Genomic DNA, 17,415 nt, shown 5'->3' on the forward strand with positions numbered 1-17,415 from the left:
GCAGAGGGCCCTCGCCAGTAGGCGCGGGCCCTCGCCAAGTACCGGGCCCGCAGCCGGTGTTGGAGAAGTGGGAGCGGCACTTCGGAGACCGGCGGACAGGTACGCCGCCCCGCGCCGAGGATGAAGCCATGTCCCACACCGAGCGCCTCGTCACCCACTGCGACATCGCCACGTCTCTCGCTCTCCGGTCCGACCGCGAACTCGTCGAGCTGGTCGAGGCCGGCACACCCCTCGGCACCGGAATCGGCGGGCGTTCGACGCTGATCGAGGTGGACGGCAGAAGGGTGTTCGTGAAGCGGATGCCGCTCACCGATGTCGAGCGCCGGCCGGAGAACGTCCGGTCCACAGCCAACGTGTTCGGGACACCCGCCTTCTGCCACTACGGCATCGGCGCTGTCCCCAGCCCCGGCTTCGGCGCCTGGCGCGAGCTGGCCACGCACGAGATGACGACCAATTGGGTACTGTCCGGCCGGTTCCCGGGCTTCCCCCTGCTGCACCACTGGCGAGCGCTGCCCGACGCGCGGCAGTCGCTGCCCGAGGAACTCGCCGACGTGGAGCGGGCCGTGGCCTACTGGGGAGGCGGGCGTGAGCACATCGAGGCACTGCGCACGGCGTCCGCGAGTCTGACGTTGTTCATGGAACACCTGCCGCACACCCTGCACGACTGGTTCTCCGCCCGACTGCGCACCGACGATCCCGACACCGCCTGCGCCCTCGTGGAGCGGGGCCTCGAAGCCGTCACCGGCTTCCTCCACGAGCGGCAACTCCTGCACTTCGACGCCCACTTCGGCAACATCCTCACCGACGGACAGCGGCTCTACCTGGCCGACTACGGCCTCGCCCTCTCACCGCGCTTCCAACTCGCCCCGGCCGAACGCGACTTCTACGACCGTCACCGTCACTACGACCGCGCCTACGCCCTCTCCTACCTGGTGCACTGGCTCGTCGTCGACCAGTACGGCTACGGCAGGGACGAGCGCGAGGGCTTCATCCGCGGGTGCGCCGACGGCAGGCGGCCCGAGGGCATCCCCCGGGCCGCCGCCGGGATCATCTCCCGGTACGCACAACTCGCCGCGACAGTGGGCGACTTCAACCGCCGCCTGGAGCAGGAGAGCCGGCTGACTCCGTACCCGTCCGCCGAGACACTGGGGCTCGCCTACAACAGTTCCACGCTCTCCGCGTAGTGACAGGCGACCGGGTTGCCGCCGCCCCGGTCCACCAACGCCGGTATCTCCTCGACGCAGGACGTGCGTTCGCTCTCGGTGAGCCGGCCCGCGAACTTGGGGCAGCGGGTGCGGAAGCGGCAGCCGCTGGGCGGGCGGACGGGGCTCGGGACGTCGCCCTGGATGGTGATCCGTTTCCGTGCGCGCTCCTTGCGCGGGTCGGGCAGCGGGATGGCCGAGACCAGCGCCTGGGTGTACGGGTGCGCCGGGCGGGCGAAGAGTTGCCGGGCCGGGGCGATCTCGACCAGTCGGCCCAGGTACATGACGGCCACCCGGCCGGCGACGTGCCTCATGACCGACAGGTCGTGCGCGACGAACAGGAACGACAGTCCCAGTTCGCTCTGCAGGTCCATCAGCAGGTTGAGGACGCCCGCCTGGATCGACACATCCAGCGCCGACACCGGCTCGTCGAGGATGATCACCTTGGGACGCAGGGCCAACGCCCTCGCGATGCCGATGCGTTGGCGCTGGCCGCCGGAGAACTCGTGGGCGAAGCGGTTGCCGTGCTCGGGGTTGAGCCCGACGAGGCGCAGGAGTTCGCGCACGTCGTCCTTGGCGCCGGGGCCGTACTGGCCGTGGATGCGCAGCGGTTCGGCGACGATCTCGTGCACGGAGATCCGCGGGTCGAGGGAGGCGTACGGGTCCTGGAAGACGATCTGCAGCTCACGCCTGAGCGGCCGCATCCGGCGTCTGCTCAGCTCGGTGAGCTCGCGCCCCCGGTAGCGGACCTGGCCGGAGGTGGCCCGCTCCAGGCCCAGTACGGTGCGGGAGATCGTCGTCTTGCCCGAGCCCGACTCCCCCACCAGGCCCAGGGTTTCGTTCTCGTACAGGTCGAAGGAGACCCCGCAGACGGCGTGCACATCGCCGACGCGCCGGCGGATGACGCCCCGGGACATGACCGGGAAGTGCTTGACGAGATCGCGGACTTGGAGGACCGGCTCACCGGTGCCCCCGTGGCCGGGCAGCGGAGGCAGGGGTGCGGTGGCCTGCGCGGACACGGTCATACGGAGTCCTCCTCGGAGTGGGTGGCGGATGCCGCGTCGGCGAAGCGGGCCAGGGCCTCGGAGTCGGCGCCCACCGCGTCGAAGACCTGGTCGGCACCGGTGTCGACGAGTTCGTCGGCGAAGTGGCAGGCGCTGAGGTGCAGATCGTGGCCCGCCCGGCGCAGGGCGGGCTCGTCGGTGTCGCACACGTCCCGCCGCATCGGGCAGCGGGGCGCGAAGGGGCAGCCCGGCGGCAGGTTCAGCAGAGACGGCGGTGATCCACTGATCGGGGTGAGACGTTCCTCCTCGCGGTCGAGGCGGGGCAGGGAGCCGAGCAGGCCCAGGGTGTAGGGCATGCGCGGGGTGTAGAAGATGTCCTCGACGGAGCCGGTCTCCACGATCCGGCCCGCGTACATGACGGCGACCCGGTCGGTGTGGCCGGCGACCACACCCAGGTCGTGCGTGATGAGGACCAGGGCCGCGCCGGTCTCGGCGCGGGCTGTCTCCAGGGCGTCGAGGATCTGCGCCTGTACGGTGACGTCGAGCGCGGTGGTCGGCTCGTCGGCGATGATCACGTCCGGGTCGTTGGCCATGGCGATGGCGATGACGACACGCTGGCGCATACCGCCCGACAGCTCGTGCGGATAGCTGTCGACGCGGCGCTCGGGGCTGGGGATGCCGACCGTGCCGAGCAGGTCGACGGCCCGCGCGCGGGCGGCTCTGCCCTTGAGCTCCGGGTTGTGCCGCAGCAGGGTCTCGGTGATCTGGTAGCCCACGGGATAGACCGGGTTGAGCGAGGTCATCGGATCCTGGAAGATCATCGCGATGCCGCTGCCGCGCAGATCCGACAGTCGCGCGTCGGACAGCCCCAGCAACTCGGTGCCCTCGAACCGTACCGAGCCGCGCACCCGGGCGCCGGCCGGCAGCAGCCCCATCACGGCCAGGGCGGTGACGGACTTGCCGGACCCGGACTCGCCCACGATGCCGAGCGAGTCCCCGCGGTCCAGCTGGTAGCCGACGCCGCGTACGGCCCGTACGATCCCGTCCTCCGTGGAGAACTCCACGCTCAGGTCCTCGACTTCGAGCACGGTGTCCGTGACCGGGACCTCGTGCACTCCATGACTCGTGGTCGTCACTGTCGCACCCTTTGCTGCCGGGGATCGAAGGCGTCGCGCAGCCCGTCGCCGATGAAGTTGATGGTCAGGGCGATGGCGATGATGAACGCGCCGGGGATGTAGAAGAGCCAGGGCCGGGTGTCCACCGCCGTCTGCGCCTGGGAGACCAGCAGCCCAAGCGAGGTGTCGGGGGGCTGGACGCCGAAGCCGAGGAAGGACAGGGCGGTCTCGGTGAGGATGCCCGTGGCCACCAGGATCGTCGCGTTGACGATGATCGGGCCGAGCGCGTTCGGCAGCAGATGGCGGAAGATGATCCGCGCGTCCGAGGCGCCGAGCGCCCGCGCCGCCTCCACGAACTCCTTCTCGCGCAGCGACAGCACGGCGGAGCGCACGACCCGGGATACGTACGCCCAGGTCAGCCCGGCGATCACCAGCGCGATCCAGTACCAGGAGCCGCCGGTGCGGGAGGAGATGACCAGGGCGATGGCGAACAGGGGCAGCGTCAGGACGAGATCGGCGACGCGCATCATGACGGCGTCGACGACACCCCGGTAGAAACCGGCGATGGCTCCCCAGATCGCGCCGACCAGGGTGGAGCCGAGCGCGATCATGATGGCGATCTTGAGTGAGGTCTGGGTGCCGCGCATGACCTGCGCATAGGCGTCGTATCCCGAGGAGTTGGTGCCGAAGGGGTGCTTCCCGGACGGCGCCTGGGAGTTGTCCTGCGTGTACTTCTGGTACGAGTAGTGCCACAGGTGCGGGCCGATGAACGCCCACAGGAGAATCAGCACGAACACCACGAGGCTGGCCATGGCGGCCCGGTGGCGCACGAAGCGGCGCAGCACCAGCTGGGTCTGGCTGCGCTGCCGTACCGTGAACTCGTGCTCGGCACGCGGCTGTTGGGTGCCCGCGGATCCGGGTGCCTCGATGTCAGTCATAGCGGATCCTCGGGTCGAGTACGGCGTAGAGGAGATCGGCGATGAGGTTGAACCCGATGACGACTACGGCGGAGAGCAGCAGCCAGGCCATGGTGCGGTAGACGTCGAGCGTCGTCGCGGCCTGGACCAGCATCTCGCCCATGCCGTGCCACTGGAAGATCGTTTCCGTGATCACCGCGCCGCCCAGGATGATCGCGATGTCGAGCGCGGTGACGGTGGCGAGCGGGATGAGGGCGGTGCGCAGCGCGTGCCGCGTCATGACCTTGCCGCGGCGCAGCCCCTTGGCGCGGGCGAGCCGTACGTAGTCGCTGTTGAGGACCTCCAGCATGGAGGCGCGGGTGTAGCGGGTCCAGGACGCGAAGGAGACCAGGGCGAGGGTGATGGTGGGCAGGATCAGATGGCCGATGTGGTCGGTGAACTCGTTCCAGGTGGTGTCGGCTTCGAGGTACGCCGACTTCTCACCGATCGTGCCGAGGAACTGGCTGCCGGTCTTCTCGTTGAACCAGATCCCGGCCTGCTTGAGCAGAACGGCGAACCAGAACACCGGCATGGCGAGGAACAGGAAGCCGAAGAAGGTGATGGTGTAGTCGGCGGTGGAGTACTGCCGGAGCGCGCTGAACACCCCGAACACCACGGCCAGGATCAGCGCGATGATCATCGCGGCGGCGACCAGCGTCACGGTCACCTTGAAGCGGGTGAACAGGTCGTGCCCGATGTCGAGGTTGGCCTGCACGGACGGACCGAAGTCGCCGTGCAGTACCCCGGTGATCCAGTTCCAGTAGCGCTCCACCGCGGGCTGGTCGGCGTGGATGTGCCGGGCGAACGCGGTCACGGCCGCCTTGCTGGGGGCGGGCTGCCGCGAGGTGGCGAAGTTGGCCACCGGGTCACCGGAGTTGATGACGACCAGGAACACGATGAACGTCGAGACGATGAGGACGGGGATCGAGACGAGGATGCGGCGCACGGTGTAGGCGAGCATGCGGTCTTCTCTCGGGGCCGACGGGTTGGAGATGCCGTCCGTGGGCGGGGCCCGGCCCCGGTGTCGCCGGGGCCGGGCTCAGCCAGGAGTGTTGCCGGGCCTACTTCTTGAGGCCCCACTCCGCGGTGTTGTACGGCGGGCCCACGTTCGTGGAGTTGTTCCGCATGTTCACGAACCGCGTCTGGACGGCGAGGAACGTCGGCTTCTGGTACAGCGGCAGGACATAGGCGTCGTTCACCATGATCGAGTCGGCCTGGTTGAGGAGCGCCGCGGCCTTCGCCGCGGCCGTCTCGCCGACGGCCTGCGCGATCAGGGAATCGACCTTCTTGTTGCTGTAGCCGCCGTAGTTGCCACCACCGCCGGTGGACCAGTTCTGCTGGGCGCCGCTGCTCGGGAACGGCGAGGCGACCCAGGCGAAGACGATGATGTCGTACTGGTGGCCGGCCAGTACCGTGCCGAGGTCGGCGGCGCCGATCGGCTTGATGGTGATCTTGATGCCGAGGTTGCCGAGGGCGCTCTGCAGGATCTGGCACTCGCTCTGCCGGATCTGGTTGCCGGTGGTGTAACGGCAGTTGAAGGGACCGACGGCCTTGCCGTCCGGTGCCTTCAGAGCGCTCCCGACCCCGGTGAACTTGGCGTCCGTGAGGTACTGCTTGGCCTTGGCGAGATCACCGGACCCCTGACCGCTGGCGTTGACCACGTCCTGGTAACCGGCCTGCCCGGGTACGTAGTTGTGGTTGCCGAGCTGCTTCACCGTGGGATCGAACTGGGCCACGGTCTTGGCCATGATGTCCTTGATGCTGATGGCCGTGAACATCGCCTGGCGCAGTGCGGTGTACTTGCCGATCACCGGGTTGTGCAGGTTGAGGTCGAAGTGCTCCCAGGTCAGTCCGCTGCCGATGGTGTAGCTGACGTTCGGGATGGCCTTGACCTGGTTGACGAGGTCCACCTCGGGCTGCGGGTAGATGCCCTGCACCTCGTTGTTGCGCAGGGCGATCGGCTCCTGGGTGGCGTCCGAGATCACCTTGAAGATCAGCCGCTGGAGGGTCGCCTTCTTCGCGCCCGTCCACTTGGGGTCGGGGACGAAGGTCGCGTGGTCGTTGTCCGTCCAGTCCTGCATCTTGTACGCGCCGGCCGTCGCGTACTTGGAGGGCGGGGTCTTGAGGAAGTACTGCCAGCCCTGGGTCATCTGAGCGGCAGTCATATGGGCGGCGTCGCCGGCCGTGGCGCCCGACAGCTTCTCGACGACATGCGCCGGGTACATCGGATAGCCCCCGCCGAACAGCGACTTCCAGTCCGAGTACGGCTTGGACATCACCATGGTGACGGTCTTGCCGCCGTCAGAAGGGGTGAGGGACTTGATGCGGTCGTAGCCGGCGGTGCTCTGCGGCAGACAGCCCTTGGTCTGGCTGGCGTCGCTCGCGGGTGGCGGCGGGCAGTCCTTGCCGTTGTTGGTGCGCCAGTAGTAGATGAAGTCGTCGGCCGTGATGGGCGTGCCGTCGTTCCACGACGCCTTCGGGTTGATCTTGTAGACGATGGTCTGCGGACTGGTACTGGTCTGGGTCGCCGAAGTGACCAGATCGGTGTTGAGGCCGACGGAGAAGTCGGGCCGGGGTATGAACACCTGGGGCAGGACGACCTCCAGGGCCTCCCCGTTCTCGAAGGTGTTGCCGTTGACGTCCTGCACGTTCCACTGCTGGATGTTCTTCTCCAGCGTGTAGGTGAAGGTGCCTCCGGACTTGGTGGCGGCCGCGTTGCAGGTGTTCGCCTTGCCCTGTGTGCTGCACGACGACAACCCCGCGGAGGTGCTCTTGTGGGTGCTGTTCCCGCCGCCGCTGCTACAGGCGGCCAGGACCAGCGTGAGCCCCGCGGCGAGCGTGAAGCCCTTTGTGAGGGCAGATGAGTGCGCGCGCATGTCCCTCCTTCAGCCGGGGGTGTATCCGGCCTTGTTGGGGCGGCCCAGGGCCGCGCAGAGGTGATCTGCACATTCACGGTAGGACTGTCAAATTTCTTCGTAAGTTCCCGCGCCATATCGGGATGGCGTCGATTCACCCTCGCTTCCCCCTTGGATCCCCCTCACTTCTCCCTCGGAACTCCACACGCCGGGCAAAGTAGCGACGTCAGCCGACCGGGACCCCGGCCTCCAGATAGAGCGCCGCTCCGCGCTCGCGCGCCCGCAGCGCCCAGCACAGCCGTTCATAGCGCACCGGCGGCAGCAGATCGGCCGCTTCCCGCTCCGTGACGAAGCGCCAGTCACGCAGCTCGGGCCCGGGCAGCAGCAGCCGCTGGGCCGCCGCGGTGTCGAGCCGACCGCCGTCGAAGAGCAGCCGCAGACCGCCGAAACCGGGGGGCACGGGCGATTCCCAGTCGACGACGAGGAGGGCGGGCACGTCGTCGAGGGTGATGCCGGTCTCCTCGGTGACCTCGCGCATGCCCGCGCGCGCGGGGGCCTCGCCGGGTTCGACGACGCCACCGGGGAATTCCCAGCCGGCCTTGTACGTCGGGTCGACGAGCAGCACCCGGTCCTGCTCGTCGAAGAGGAGCACGCCCGCGGCGACGGTCTCCGCGGTGGGTTCGGGCGTCTGCACGATGTCGCACACGGGTACGTCCCCGGTGCGTACGGCGTCGGCGATGCGCAGGGCGGTGTCGTACGGGGTGAGCGCGCTGGTGTCCACGGGGTGGGCGTCGGCGGTGAGCCAGGAGGCGAGCGCGGCCCGGTAGGGCTCGATGTGGTCGTAGGACCAGTGGCGCACGCGCAGGTCGCCGTCGGGCAGGTCCGGGGGCACCGCGCGCCCGGCTATTCGCTCGCGCAGGATCGTTTCCGCCGGAGCGAGGAGCACATGGCGTACGGGGATCCGGCGCGCGGCGAGGCCGCCGAAGACCTCGTCGCGGTACTCCTGGCGGAGCAGAGTCATCGGGACCACGAGGACGCCGCCGAGTTCGGCGAGCATGGCGGCCGCGGTGTCGACCACCAGGCGTCGCCAGATCGGCAGGTCCTGGAAGTCGCCGACCTCGGCGAGGCGTTTGGGCGGCAGCAGGTGCGTGAGTGCGCCGCCGATGACCTCGGGGTCGAAGAGCGTGCTGTTCGGGATCAGCTCGATCAGTTCCCGTGCGGTGGTTGTCTTCCCCGCACCGAACGCACCGTTGATCCAGACGATCACGGTTCCCCCTCTTCTGTTGGCCCCCTGTGGCTTGCCCGCTCCACCCTGCCACGGAAACCAGGCCCTGATGAGGGCGCCGACACGCGGCGCCGGTGCCCCGTCCCAGGGGGCACCGGCGCCGTATGTGCGGACCCTTCAGGTGTTCTGCCCCAGCGTGCGCTCGTCCATCGCCAGGCTGTCGCTGCTGACGGTGTGATCGCGGGTGCTGACGGTGTCGTTGAGGTTCAGATCGCCGAGGACGTCGCTGTTCGCGGCATGGGACGGGGTGATCGCCGCGACGACGAACCCGGTGGCGAGGGAGGCGATGGCGAGCATGCTGCGCTTCTTCATGCCCCGTTCAACTGAGGAAGGGCGCGGGGGTCACGCTCCTCACCCCTTCGTCGACCCCAGCGTCAGCCCCGCGATGAAGTGCCGTTGCAGCAGCAGGAACACCAGGATCGTCGGGAGGGCGACGAGGACCGAGCCCGCCGCGAGGAGGTTGTAGTCGGTGAAGAACTGACCCCTCAGATTGTTCAACGATGAGGTGATCGGCAGTTTGTCCGGGTTCGAGATGAAGATCAGGGCCCAGAGGAAGTCGTTGTAGATCCAGGTGAATTCGAGGGTGCCCAGAGCTGCCAGGGCCGGGCGGCACAACGGGAGAGTGATGCGCCAGAACTGGGTCCAGACGCCCGCGCCGTCGACGATCGCGGCCTCCAGGATCTCCTGCGGCAGCGTCCGCATGAAATTGGCGAGCACGAAGACGCAGAAGCCCAGCTGGAAGCCGATGTTGACGATGATGACGGCCCAGTAGGAGTCGTACATCATCTGGGAGTCGGACATCCACCACGGCAGCGGGATCTTGTTGAACAGGACGTACAGCGGGGTGACGATCACCTGCTGGGGCAGCAGATTGCCCGCCGTGAAGAACATCAGGAGCACCAGGCCACCGCGCAGCTTCAGACGGGAGACCGCGAAGGCGACGAACGAGGCCAGGAAGAGGGTGATCAGCACACCTGGCACGGCGATCAGGAGCGTGTTGGTGAAGTACTTGCCCATGCCGGACTCCGTGTAGGCCCGGCGGTAGTACGCGAACGACAGGTGCCTGGGGAACGAGAAGTAGCCGTGCTGCGCCGTCTCCTCGTACGGCCGCAGTGAGGCGTAGACGGCGAGCAGGAGTGGTGCGAGGAAGGCCAGGGAGACGGCCATCAGGAAGATGTGCACCCCGAAGCGGCCGCGACGCGAAGGCCGGCGGGGCGTGGACGACGACGCGGACGCGGCGACCGTACGGGTGGGCGCACTGGCGCGGATGTCGGCTGTCATCGGTCGCGCGCACCTCGCAGCTCTTGGACCAGGAACGTCACGATGAACCCCAGGGAGACGGTGAGCAGGACGACCGCGATGGCGGAGCCGAATCCGATGCGGCTGGCTTCCCCGATGATGTTGTCGGTGATGAGGACGGAGAGCAGTTCCAGGCCATTGCGGCCCTTGTTGACCGCGTAGACGATGTCGAAGGCGCGCAGTGCCTCGATGACGGTGATCACGCCGACGATGACGTTGACCGGGCGGAGGGTGGGGAAGACGACGCGGAAGAAGGTCTGCCGCTCGTTGGCGCCGTCGATCGCGGCCGCTTCCTTGAGCTGCGGGTCGACGGACTTGAGTCCGGCGAGGTAGAGGATCATGACGTAGCCCGTGTGCCGCCAGCTCGCCGCGATCATCATCATCCAGAGGTTGATGTGCGAGTCACCGAGCCAGTCGACCGGGTTGTCCTGGTTGTTGAGGATCGTGTTGACCACGCCCTGGTCGGTGCCCAGGATCAGCTGGGCGATGAAGCCGACGATGGCGAGCGAGAGCACGACCGGCAGGTAGATCGTGGACTGGTAGAAGCGGCTGAAGCGGACGCCCCGGTCGATGAGGACGGCCAGGAAGAGGCCGAACGGGGTCGCGATCAGGCCGAGGAACAGCAGCCACAGGATGTTGTGGCGGACGGCCGGCCAGAAGACCGGGTAGTTCTCGACCATGTTCTTGTAGTTGTCACCGCCGACCCAGTGGATGTCGCCGACGCCGTCCCAGGAGGTGAAGGAGAGTCCGATGGAGGCGAGGGTCGGGCCCCAGATGATGACGATGTCGAGCAGGATCGGTATGCCGAGGAGCACGCCGAGGACGACGACGTCGCGGCGGGTGAACCGCCGCAGCCGCCGTCGTCCGGCGCGCCGTGGGATGTTGAGCGCCACGGAACGTCTTCCCCCAGGTTCAGCCGACGGGCGACGAGAAGATGGTCTTCTTCTGTCGTTCGATGCTGTTGCAGAGACCGTCGACATCCTTCGGATTGCCGATGAAGTCCTGGATCGCCTTGATCATCACGGTCGAGGCGAAGTCGGGCCGGGTGTCGCGGTCCATGAACTGTGAGATCTGCTTGGCGCCCGAGACGAGCTCGGCCGACTTCTTCTGCAGGGCGCTGTACTTGGAGGTGTCGGCGCCGTCGTTGACGGCCACGTTGTTCGGGTCGAGGGCGAGGTAGGTGTCCTCGGCCTTGGGGGTGCCCAGCCACTTCAACAGGGCCTTGGCGCCATCGAGGTTCTTCGACTTCTTGGCGACGAGAAAGCCGTCGATGGGCGCCTCCACGGCGTCCTGCGCGTACTGCGGGTCGATCTCGGGGAAGGCGAAGAAGTCGATGTCGTCGCGCTCGCTCTCCGGGAACTGGGTTCCGGGGTGCGGCATTCCGAAGACCGCCATGCCGGTCCTGCGCTGCTGGAGACTCTGCCCGGCCTCCTCCCAGGTACGGCCGAGGGCGCCCTTCTGGTAGTACGGCATGAGTTCGCGCCAGGTGTCGAAGACGTTCTTGACCTTGGTGTCGGTCCACGACTCCTTGCCGGCCATCAGGGACTTGTGGAAGTCGTATCCGTTCAGGCGCATGTTGATGTAGTCGAAGGTGCCCATCGCGGGCCAGCCGTCCTTGTCGCAGAAGGCGACCGGTACGCCGTCCTTCGACATCGTCTTGGCGAGTGCGATGAACTCGTCCCACGTCTTGGGCTGTTGGTAACCCTTGCTCTGGAAGAGGCTCTTCCGGTGGAAGACGGCCCACGGGTAGTAGTAATAGGGCACGAAGTACTGCTTGCCCGCATGCGTGGACTGTTCCTTGAGGGCGTCCGAGAATCCGCTGAAGCCGCTCCACACATCACTGATCTCGTGCAGGAGCCCCTTCTCCGCGAAGTACTGCATGCGGTATCCGGCGAACCACATGAAGACGTCGTCGGGTGTGCCCTGGAGATAGCGGTTGATGTTCTCCTGGAAGTCGTTGTGGTCCTTGGTGTTGACCTTGACCTTCTTGCCGGACTTCTTCTCGTACGCCGTGAAGGCCGCCGCGTACGCCTTCTTGGGCACCGGGTCCGAGGCGTTGGACCCCACGGTCACTTCGTTCTTGTTTCCACCGGGTCCGTCGCCGCACGCGGACAGCAGCGCGGGGAGCGTGACCGCACCGGCTCCGACGGCCGCACCACGTAAGAGATTTCGCCGGGACATCCGATGTCCTGTCGTACCTCCGGGTACGACAAGACCCTTCAACGATGACTGTGCCATGTCCCCCTCCTCGGGGTGCCACCCAACACAACCGAACGCGAGGCTTGGATCTCACTCCCAAGTCGCGGCACCGTCAAGGGTTTTGACGAGATATCGAACAACCGTTACCACTTCTCTTCCACCAGAGTCGGACAGGTCCTACCGTAAACGCGCATCATTGTCGCGGACATGCAGACATCCAACCTTTCGCGAGTTCGGAGGAACGTAACGATGCGTCACCTTCACACCCGCACAACCCGCCGAAGAGTGGTCGGAGCGCTCGCCGCAGGACTGTTGTGCACGACCGGGCTCATGGCGCCCGCCTTCGCCGCCGCACCCGCGTTCGCGGCCCCCGTCGAGGACCCGGTCTCCCCCACCCTGGCGGACGGCCTCGCCCTCACCCCGCCCATGGGTTTCAACAACTGGAACTCCACGCACTGCCGCGCCGAGTTCAACGAGGACATGGTCAAGGGGATCGCGGACCTCTTCGTCGACAAAGGGCTCAAGGACGCCGGGTACCAGTACGTGAATCTGGACGACTGCTGGGCACTGCCGTCCCGGGACGCGAACGGCAAGCTGGTGCCCGACCCCGTGCGATTCCCCGGCGGAATCAAGGCGGTTGCCGACTATGTGCACGCCAAGGGGCTCAAGCTCGGCATCTACACGAGCGCGGGCGTCAAGACGTGCAACAGCGCGGGATTCCCGGGCGCGCTCGGCCATGAGTACAGCGACGCCCAGCAGTTCGCCGACTGGGGCGTCGACTACCTCAAGTACGACAACTGCAACAACCTCGGCGTGGATGCCAAGTTGCGCTACACCACCATGCGTGACGCCCTCAAAGCGACCGGGCGGCCCATCGTCTACAGCATCTGCGAGTGGGGCCAGAACAAACCCTGGGAATGGGCGTCGGACGTCGGACATCTGTGGCGTACGACCGGGGACATCAGCGACAGTTGGGGCTCGATGCTGTCGATCCTCAAGCAGAATCTGCCACTCGCCCCGTACGCCGGCCCCGGGCACTGGAACGACCCGGACATGCTGGAGGTCGGCAACGGCGGCATGACCGACACCGAGTACCGCTCGCACTTCTCGATGTGGTCGGTCATGGCGGCACCGCTGCTCATCGGCTCGGACCTGCGCAAGGCATCCGCCGCGACGTTCGACATCCTCGACAACAAGGAGGTCATCGCGGTCGACCAGGACCCGCTGGGGAAGCAGGGCACGGTGCTCTCCTCCGAGGGCGGACGCTGGGTCGTCGCCAAGGAGATGAAGGACGGCAGCCGGGCGGTGGCCCTGTTCAACGAGACGGGTAGCGCACAGCGCGTCGCCACCACCGCTCAGGCGGTGGGCCTGCCCGAGGCGCCCGCCTACGCGCTGCGCGATCTGTGGCAGCACAAGAGCTACAACACCGCGGGCACGATCTCGGCGACCGTCCCCGCGCACGGCACCGTACTGGTGCGTGTCTCGGTCGACGCCCAGTGGGCCAAGAACCCGCCCGCCATCGAACTCGGCCTGAACGGCAGCCCGTTGGTCGAGGCGGGGAAGACCGCCTCCCTGGAGTCCACGGTCACCGACCTCGGCCGTACGCCCGCCCGGCACGTCTCCGTGACGCTCAGCGGGCCCGAGGGCTGGACGGTCGGCGCGACGTCGCCGGCCACCGCGGGCGTGGTGCCGACGGGCCGTGCGCTGCGTACGGGTTGGCAGGTCACCGCACCCGAGGGCACGGCCACGGGATCGTACGACCTGACGCTGAAGGCGAGTTACCGCTCGCCGACCGGTGTACGCGCCGAGAGCGTGCTGCCCCTGAAGGCCTCCGTGGTCGTGGCGCCACCCTCGGGGGTCTCCTCCCTCGGAGACCTGCCGTGGCTGTCAACGACCAACGGCTGGGGGCCGGTTGAGCGCAACACCAGCAACGGTGAGAGCGCCGCGGGCGACGGTCATCCGATCACTCTCGGCGGAGTCGTCTACGCCAAGGGGCTCGGCGTGCACGCCGAGAGCGCCGTCGAGTACTACGCCGGCACGGCGTGCGAGACGGTCACCGCGGACGTCGGCGTCGACGACGAGAAGGGCGCCAAGGGGACCGTCGCCTTCGAAGTCTGGGCCGACGGGACGAAGGTCGCCTCGACCGGCGTCCTCACCAACGCGATGCCGGCCCAGCCGATCACGGCCGATGTGACCGGCGCCCAGGTGGTCCGACTCGTCGTCACCGACGGCGGCGACGGAATCGACTCGGACCACGCGGACTGGGCGGACGCGAAGCTCAGCTGCTGATCCCCTGAGGCCTGGGCTGATCCGGTCAGGCCTCGGCTGATCCGCTCAGGCCTCGGCTGATCCGCTCAGGCTTCGGCTGACACCTTCAGACCTTGGCTGACACCTTCAGGCCTCGGCCGGTCCGTCGGCCGAGGCCTGCACCGCCGCCCCGCCCCGTCGCGTCAGACTCCGGCCCCGGCCCCGGCCCCGGTCGCGCTCGGGTTCCTGCTGAGCGCGGCCGCGGCCGCGCCGACCAGACCGGCGTCCGTGCCCATCAGCGCGGGTGCCACGGTCAGCCGCCGCACGAAGGAGAGCGTCGCGTAGTCGGCGAGCGCCTTGCGCAGCGGCGTGAACAGGATGTCCCCCGCCTTGCCCACTCCCCCGCCGATGACGGCGATGTCGATCTCGACGAGGGTCGCGGTGGCCGCGATGCCCGCCGCGAGCGCCTGCGCGGCCCGTTCGAAGGAGGCCACGGCCACCGGGTCGCCCGCGCGGGCGGCCTCGGCCACCGCGGCGGCCGAGGTGTCGCCGTCGGGGCCGGGCTGCCAGCCGCCCTCCAGCGCGCGGCGCGCGATGTTCGGGCCGCTCGCGATGCGCTCGACACAGCCGCGGGAGCCGCAGGGGCAGAGGTCGCCGTTCAGCTCGACGCTGATGTGCCCGATGTGGCCCGCGTTGCCGGTGGGGCCGGGGTGCAACTGTCCGTTCAGGACGAGTCCGCCGCCGACCCCGGTCGACACGACCATGCAGAGCGCGTTGTCGTGGCCGCGGGCGGCGCCCTGCCAGTGCTCGGCCGCCGTGATGGCCACGCCGTCGCCGATCAGTTCGACGGGCAGCCCCGCCGTGGCCTTGCGGACCCGCTCGACCAGCGGGTAGTCGCGCCAGCCCGGCACGTTCACGGGGCTCACGGTGCCCGCGGAGGCGTCCACCGGGCCCGCGCTGCCGATACCGACGGCCCGCGCCCTGCTCCACAGTGGGGAGCCCGTCAGCTCGCCGATCACGTCCTCGACGGCTCGCATCACGGTGTCGCCGTCCTCCTGCGCGGGCGTCGCGCGCTGCGCGCGCAGAAGGATCCGGCCGTGGCCGTCCACCAGCGCTCCGGCGATCTTGGTGCCGCCTATGTCGAGCGCGGCCACGAGGTCGGTGTGCATCAGAGTCAGATCTCCCAAGACAGTGTCGTTTCCGGGCCCGCCGCGCTGCGGGTCCGGGTCTCCGGCCGAAAAAGGCAGGCAGGACGACACGCCCCTGGGGGAAGGCGCAGGCCGGAGAATGCGGTGGACAGTCTCTCCCGCATCTGACAACGTTGTCCAGGCTCTATGCTCGACGCCACATCCTCATACAACCCCATGGACCGACGCATCCCCGTGGACGACAGGACAGGACAGCACATCGTGGCCGAGACCGCCCGCCGATCCGAGAACCGCTACGGAAACCGTCCGACCATGAAGGACGTTGCGGCGCGTGCGGGAGTCGGTCTCAAGACGGTCTCGCGCGTAGTCAACGGCGAGCCGGGGGTCACCCCGGACACCGAGCGCCGCGTCCAGGAGGCCATCGACGCGCTGGGCTTCCGCCGCAACGACAGCGCGCGGGTGCTGCGCAAGGGCAGCACCGCGAGCATCGGCCTCGTCCTGGAGGACCTCGCGGACCCGTTCTACGGGCCGCTGAGCCGCTCGGTCGAGGAGGTGGCCCGTGCCCACGGCGCGCTGCTGATCAACGGCTCCAGCGCCGAGGACCCGGACCGCGAACAGGAACTGGTCCTCGCGCTGTGCGCGCGCCGCGTGGACGGACTCGTCATCATCCCGGCCGGCGACGACCACCGCTATCTGGAACCCGAGATAAAGGCGGGCGTCGCCACGGTCTTCGTGGACCGCCCGGCCGGAAAGATCGACGCCGACGTCGTCCTGTCGGACAGCTTCGGAGGCGCCCGTGAGGGTGTCGCCCACCTCATCGCCCACGGCCACCGCCGGATCGGCTTCATCGGCGACATGCCCCGCATCCACACCGCCGCCGAGCGGCTGCGCGGCTACCGCGCCGCCATGGAGGACGCGGGCATACCGGTCGAGGACGCCTGGATGTCCCTCGGCGTCACCGACCCGCGCCGGGTACGCAAGGCGGCCGAGGACATGCTCTCCGGCCCCGCCCCCGTCACCGCGGTCTTCGCCGGCAACAACCGTGTCACCGTCACGGTCGTCCGCGTCATCGCCGAGCGCGGCCGCCCCGTCGCCCTCGTCGGCTTCGACGACATCGAACTGGCCGACCTCCTCCAGCCCGGCGTCACCGTCGTCGCCCAGGACGCCGCCGCCCTCGGCCGCACGGCCGCCGAACGCCTCTTCCGCCAGCTCGACGGCAGCCTTGTCACCCCGGAGCGCATCGAACTCCCGACGCGGCTGATCACCCGCGGCTCCGGGGAACTGCCGCCCGCGGACTGAGCCGTGGCCGCCCCCGACCCGCGCACTCTGGAGACCCTCGGCCTCGCCGAGATCCCCCGCGAGCACCCGCTGAGCTATCCGGGGGCCTGGCCCAAGGAGTCCGGACTCCTCGACGGGGACCTGCTGTTGCCCCTGAGCCGTCTGGTGTACGAGGACCGCGTCCCGGTTCTCGCGGTCGGCTCCAACGCCTGTCCCGCCCAACTCCGGCACAAGATGGCGCAGTCCGGGGTGTCCGGCACGATTCCGCTGGTGAAGGCGCGGGTCGGCGGCATCGGGGTCGGTGTCTCGGCCCATGTGAGTCTCATGGGGTACGTGTCCGCGTCGCCGTTCCACGCGCCGGGCGCCGTCGGCGAGTTGTTCCTCACCTGGCTCGACGAGGCACAGCTCGCGGTGGTCGACGCGAGCGAGGGCGTTCCGGAGGCGACCGGTGCGTACGATCGCGCGTGGCTGCCCTCGCCCGCCTCCGGCGTCCGGATCGAGCTGGACTCCGGTGAGTTCCTGCCCGGCGCGTACGTCTACGTCAACCGTCACGGGGTTCTCCACGACGGTTCCGGAGTGCCCCGCACTCATCCGGGCGAGCGTCCGCTGCTCGCCTCGCTCCTTGCCGGGTCGGCGCGCCTGCGGGAGCTGTTCGGAGACACTCCGGAGGAGTTCTGCGCCAGGGCTCGCTTCGACGCGGAGCTGTGTGCGCGGGGGACCCGTCTGTTCGCGGAAGAGGGGTTGACCACTGCCTCCGGTCTGGAGGAGTACGCAAAGATGGGTCCGTCGTCATAGTGCGGGCTGTCCGCGGCGTGTCGCGCCCCGCG

General features: G+C 68.5%; 15 protein-coding genes. 4 read left to right on the top strand and 11 right to left on the bottom strand.

Annotated elements, in window-relative coordinates:
• The first annotated feature begins 128 nt into the window (after positions 1 to 128).
• Positions 129 to 1,184, top strand: coding sequence for a protein kinase family protein (locus OG975_RS05940; RefSeq protein ID WP_406327947.1), 1,056 nt, complete (start codon positions 129 to 131; stop codon positions 1,182 to 1,184).
• Here OG975_RS05940 and OG975_RS05945 read toward each other — a convergent pair.
• The 10 genes from OG975_RS05945 to OG975_RS05990 all read right to left on the bottom strand — a co-directional run bounded on the left by OG975_RS05945 (position 1,157) and on the right by OG975_RS05990 (position 11,897).
• The gene (locus OG975_RS05945; protein WP_406327948.1) at positions 1,157 to 2,227 is read right to left on the bottom strand and encodes an ABC transporter ATP-binding protein; all 1,071 of its coding nucleotides are present in this window, start codon (positions 2,225 to 2,227) and stop codon (positions 1,157 to 1,159) included. The two genes, OG975_RS05940 and OG975_RS05945, sit on opposite strands and share 28 nt — an antisense overlap.
• Positions 2,224 to 3,321 carry an ABC transporter ATP-binding protein gene (locus tag OG975_RS05950; RefSeq protein ID WP_406336167.1) on the bottom strand — a complete coding sequence of 366 codons (1,098 nt, stop codon included), beginning with the start codon at positions 3,319 to 3,321 and terminating at the stop codon, positions 2,224 to 2,226. The genes OG975_RS05945 and OG975_RS05950 overlap by 4 nt, the downstream gene beginning before the upstream one ends.
• A gap of 17 nt (positions 3,322 to 3,338) precedes the next feature.
• Positions 3,339 to 4,259 (bottom strand): ABC transporter permease, encoded by a 921-nt coding sequence (locus OG975_RS05955; protein WP_406327949.1) that lies wholly within the window; start codon positions 4,257 to 4,259, stop codon positions 3,339 to 3,341.
• Entirely contained in the window at positions 4,252 to 5,238 is a 987-nt protein-coding gene (locus OG975_RS05960; protein WP_406327951.1) for an ABC transporter permease, read from the bottom strand. Before OG975_RS05960 ends, OG975_RS05955 begins: the two co-directional genes overlap by 8 nt.
• Before the next feature lie 100 nt (positions 5,239 to 5,338).
• A complete protein-coding gene (locus tag OG975_RS05965) occupies positions 5,339 to 7,153 on the bottom strand; it encodes an ABC transporter family substrate-binding protein (protein ID WP_406327953.1) in 1,815 nt (604 codons plus the stop codon).
• A 205-nt stretch (positions 7,154 to 7,358) separates the two neighbouring features.
• Positions 7,359 to 8,399 carry an NUDIX domain-containing protein gene (locus OG975_RS05970; protein ID WP_406327955.1) on the bottom strand — a complete coding sequence of 347 codons (1,041 nt, stop codon included), beginning with the start codon at positions 8,397 to 8,399 and terminating at the stop codon, positions 7,359 to 7,361.
• Between the two features lie 135 nt (positions 8,400 to 8,534).
• Positions 8,535 to 8,729, bottom strand: coding sequence for a hypothetical protein (locus OG975_RS05975; RefSeq protein WP_406327956.1), 195 nt, complete (start codon positions 8,727 to 8,729; stop codon positions 8,535 to 8,537).
• A gap of 39 nt (positions 8,730 to 8,768) precedes the next feature.
• Positions 8,769 to 9,698 (bottom strand): carbohydrate ABC transporter permease, encoded by a 930-nt coding sequence (locus OG975_RS05980; protein ID WP_406327958.1) that lies wholly within the window; start codon positions 9,696 to 9,698, stop codon positions 8,769 to 8,771.
• Entirely contained in the window at positions 9,695 to 10,609 is a 915-nt protein-coding gene (locus OG975_RS05985) for a carbohydrate ABC transporter permease (protein ID WP_406327960.1), read from the bottom strand. Before OG975_RS05985 ends, OG975_RS05980 begins: the two co-directional genes overlap by 4 nt.
• 19 nt (positions 10,610 to 10,628) lie before the next feature.
• Positions 10,629 to 11,897, bottom strand: a complete 1,269-nt coding sequence (locus OG975_RS05990) for an ABC transporter substrate-binding protein (RefSeq protein ID WP_406327962.1) — start codon at positions 11,895 to 11,897, stop codon at positions 10,629 to 10,631.
• Between the two features lie 267 nt (positions 11,898 to 12,164).
• On the opposite strand from OG975_RS05990, the gene OG975_RS05995 reads away from it, so the two are divergent.
• Positions 12,165 to 14,204, top strand: a complete 2,040-nt coding sequence (locus OG975_RS05995) for an NPCBM/NEW2 domain-containing protein (protein WP_406327963.1) — start codon at positions 12,165 to 12,167, stop codon at positions 14,202 to 14,204.
• A 161-nt stretch (positions 14,205 to 14,365) separates the two neighbouring features.
• Here OG975_RS05995 and OG975_RS06000 read toward each other — a convergent pair whose 3' ends face one another.
• Positions 14,366 to 15,331 (bottom strand): ROK family protein, encoded by a 966-nt coding sequence (locus OG975_RS06000; protein ID WP_406336168.1) that lies wholly within the window; start codon positions 15,329 to 15,331, stop codon positions 14,366 to 14,368.
• A 195-nt stretch (positions 15,332 to 15,526) separates the two neighbouring features.
• Here OG975_RS06000 and OG975_RS06005 point away from each other — a divergent pair, with 195 nt between their 5' ends.
• Positions 15,527 to 16,609 carry a LacI family DNA-binding transcriptional regulator gene (locus OG975_RS06005; protein WP_406327964.1) on the top strand — a complete coding sequence of 361 codons (1,083 nt, stop codon included), beginning with the start codon at positions 15,527 to 15,529 and terminating at the stop codon, positions 16,607 to 16,609.
• 3 nt (positions 16,610 to 16,612) lie between these two features.
• On the top strand, positions 16,613 to 17,383 hold the full coding sequence (locus tag OG975_RS06010; protein ID WP_406327965.1) for a hypothetical protein: 771 nt from the start codon (positions 16,613 to 16,615) through the stop codon (positions 17,381 to 17,383).
• Positions 17,384 to 17,415 lie beyond the last annotated feature (32 nt).

The sequence above is a fragment of the Streptomyces sp. NBC_00203 genome, assembly GCF_045206325.1.
GTDB lineage: Bacteria > Actinomycetota > Actinomycetes > Streptomycetales > Streptomycetaceae > Streptomyces > Streptomyces lutosisoli.

Bases quoted from the DNA above. Each gene is read 5' to 3' on its own strand.
- OG975_RS05940 (WP_406327947.1), top strand. From the start codon at position 129: ATGTCCCACACCGAGCGCCTCGTCACCCACTGCGACATCGCCACGTCT.
- OG975_RS05945 (WP_406327948.1), bottom strand. From the start codon at position 2,227: ATGACCGTGTCCGCGCAGGCCACCGCACCCCTGCCTCCGCTGCCCGGC.
- OG975_RS05955 (WP_406327949.1), bottom strand. From the start codon at position 4,259: ATGACTGACATCGAGGCACCCGGATCCGCGGGCACCCAACAGCCGCGT.
- OG975_RS05960 (WP_406327951.1), bottom strand. From the start codon at position 5,238: ATGCTCGCCTACACCGTGCGCCGCATCCTCGTCTCGATCCCCGTCCTC.
- OG975_RS05965 (WP_406327953.1), bottom strand. From the start codon at position 7,153: ATGCGCGCGCACTCATCTGCCCTCACAAAGGGCTTCACGCTCGCCGCG.
- OG975_RS05975 (WP_406327956.1), bottom strand. From the start codon at position 8,729: ATGAAGAAGCGCAGCATGCTCGCCATCGCCTCCCTCGCCACCGGGTTC.
- OG975_RS05980 (WP_406327958.1), bottom strand. From the start codon at position 9,698: ATGACAGCCGACATCCGCGCCAGTGCGCCCACCCGTACGGTCGCCGCG.
- OG975_RS05990 (WP_406327962.1), bottom strand. From the start codon at position 11,897: ATGTCCCGGCGAAATCTCTTACGTGGTGCGGCCGTCGGAGCCGGTGCG.
- OG975_RS05995 (WP_406327963.1), top strand. From the start codon at position 12,165: ATGCGTCACCTTCACACCCGCACAACCCGCCGAAGAGTGGTCGGAGCG.
- OG975_RS06000 (WP_406336168.1), bottom strand. From the start codon at position 15,331: ATGCACACCGACCTCGTGGCCGCGCTCGACATAGGCGGCACCAAGATC.
- OG975_RS06005 (WP_406327964.1), top strand. From the start codon at position 15,527: ATGGACCGACGCATCCCCGTGGACGACAGGACAGGACAGCACATCGTG.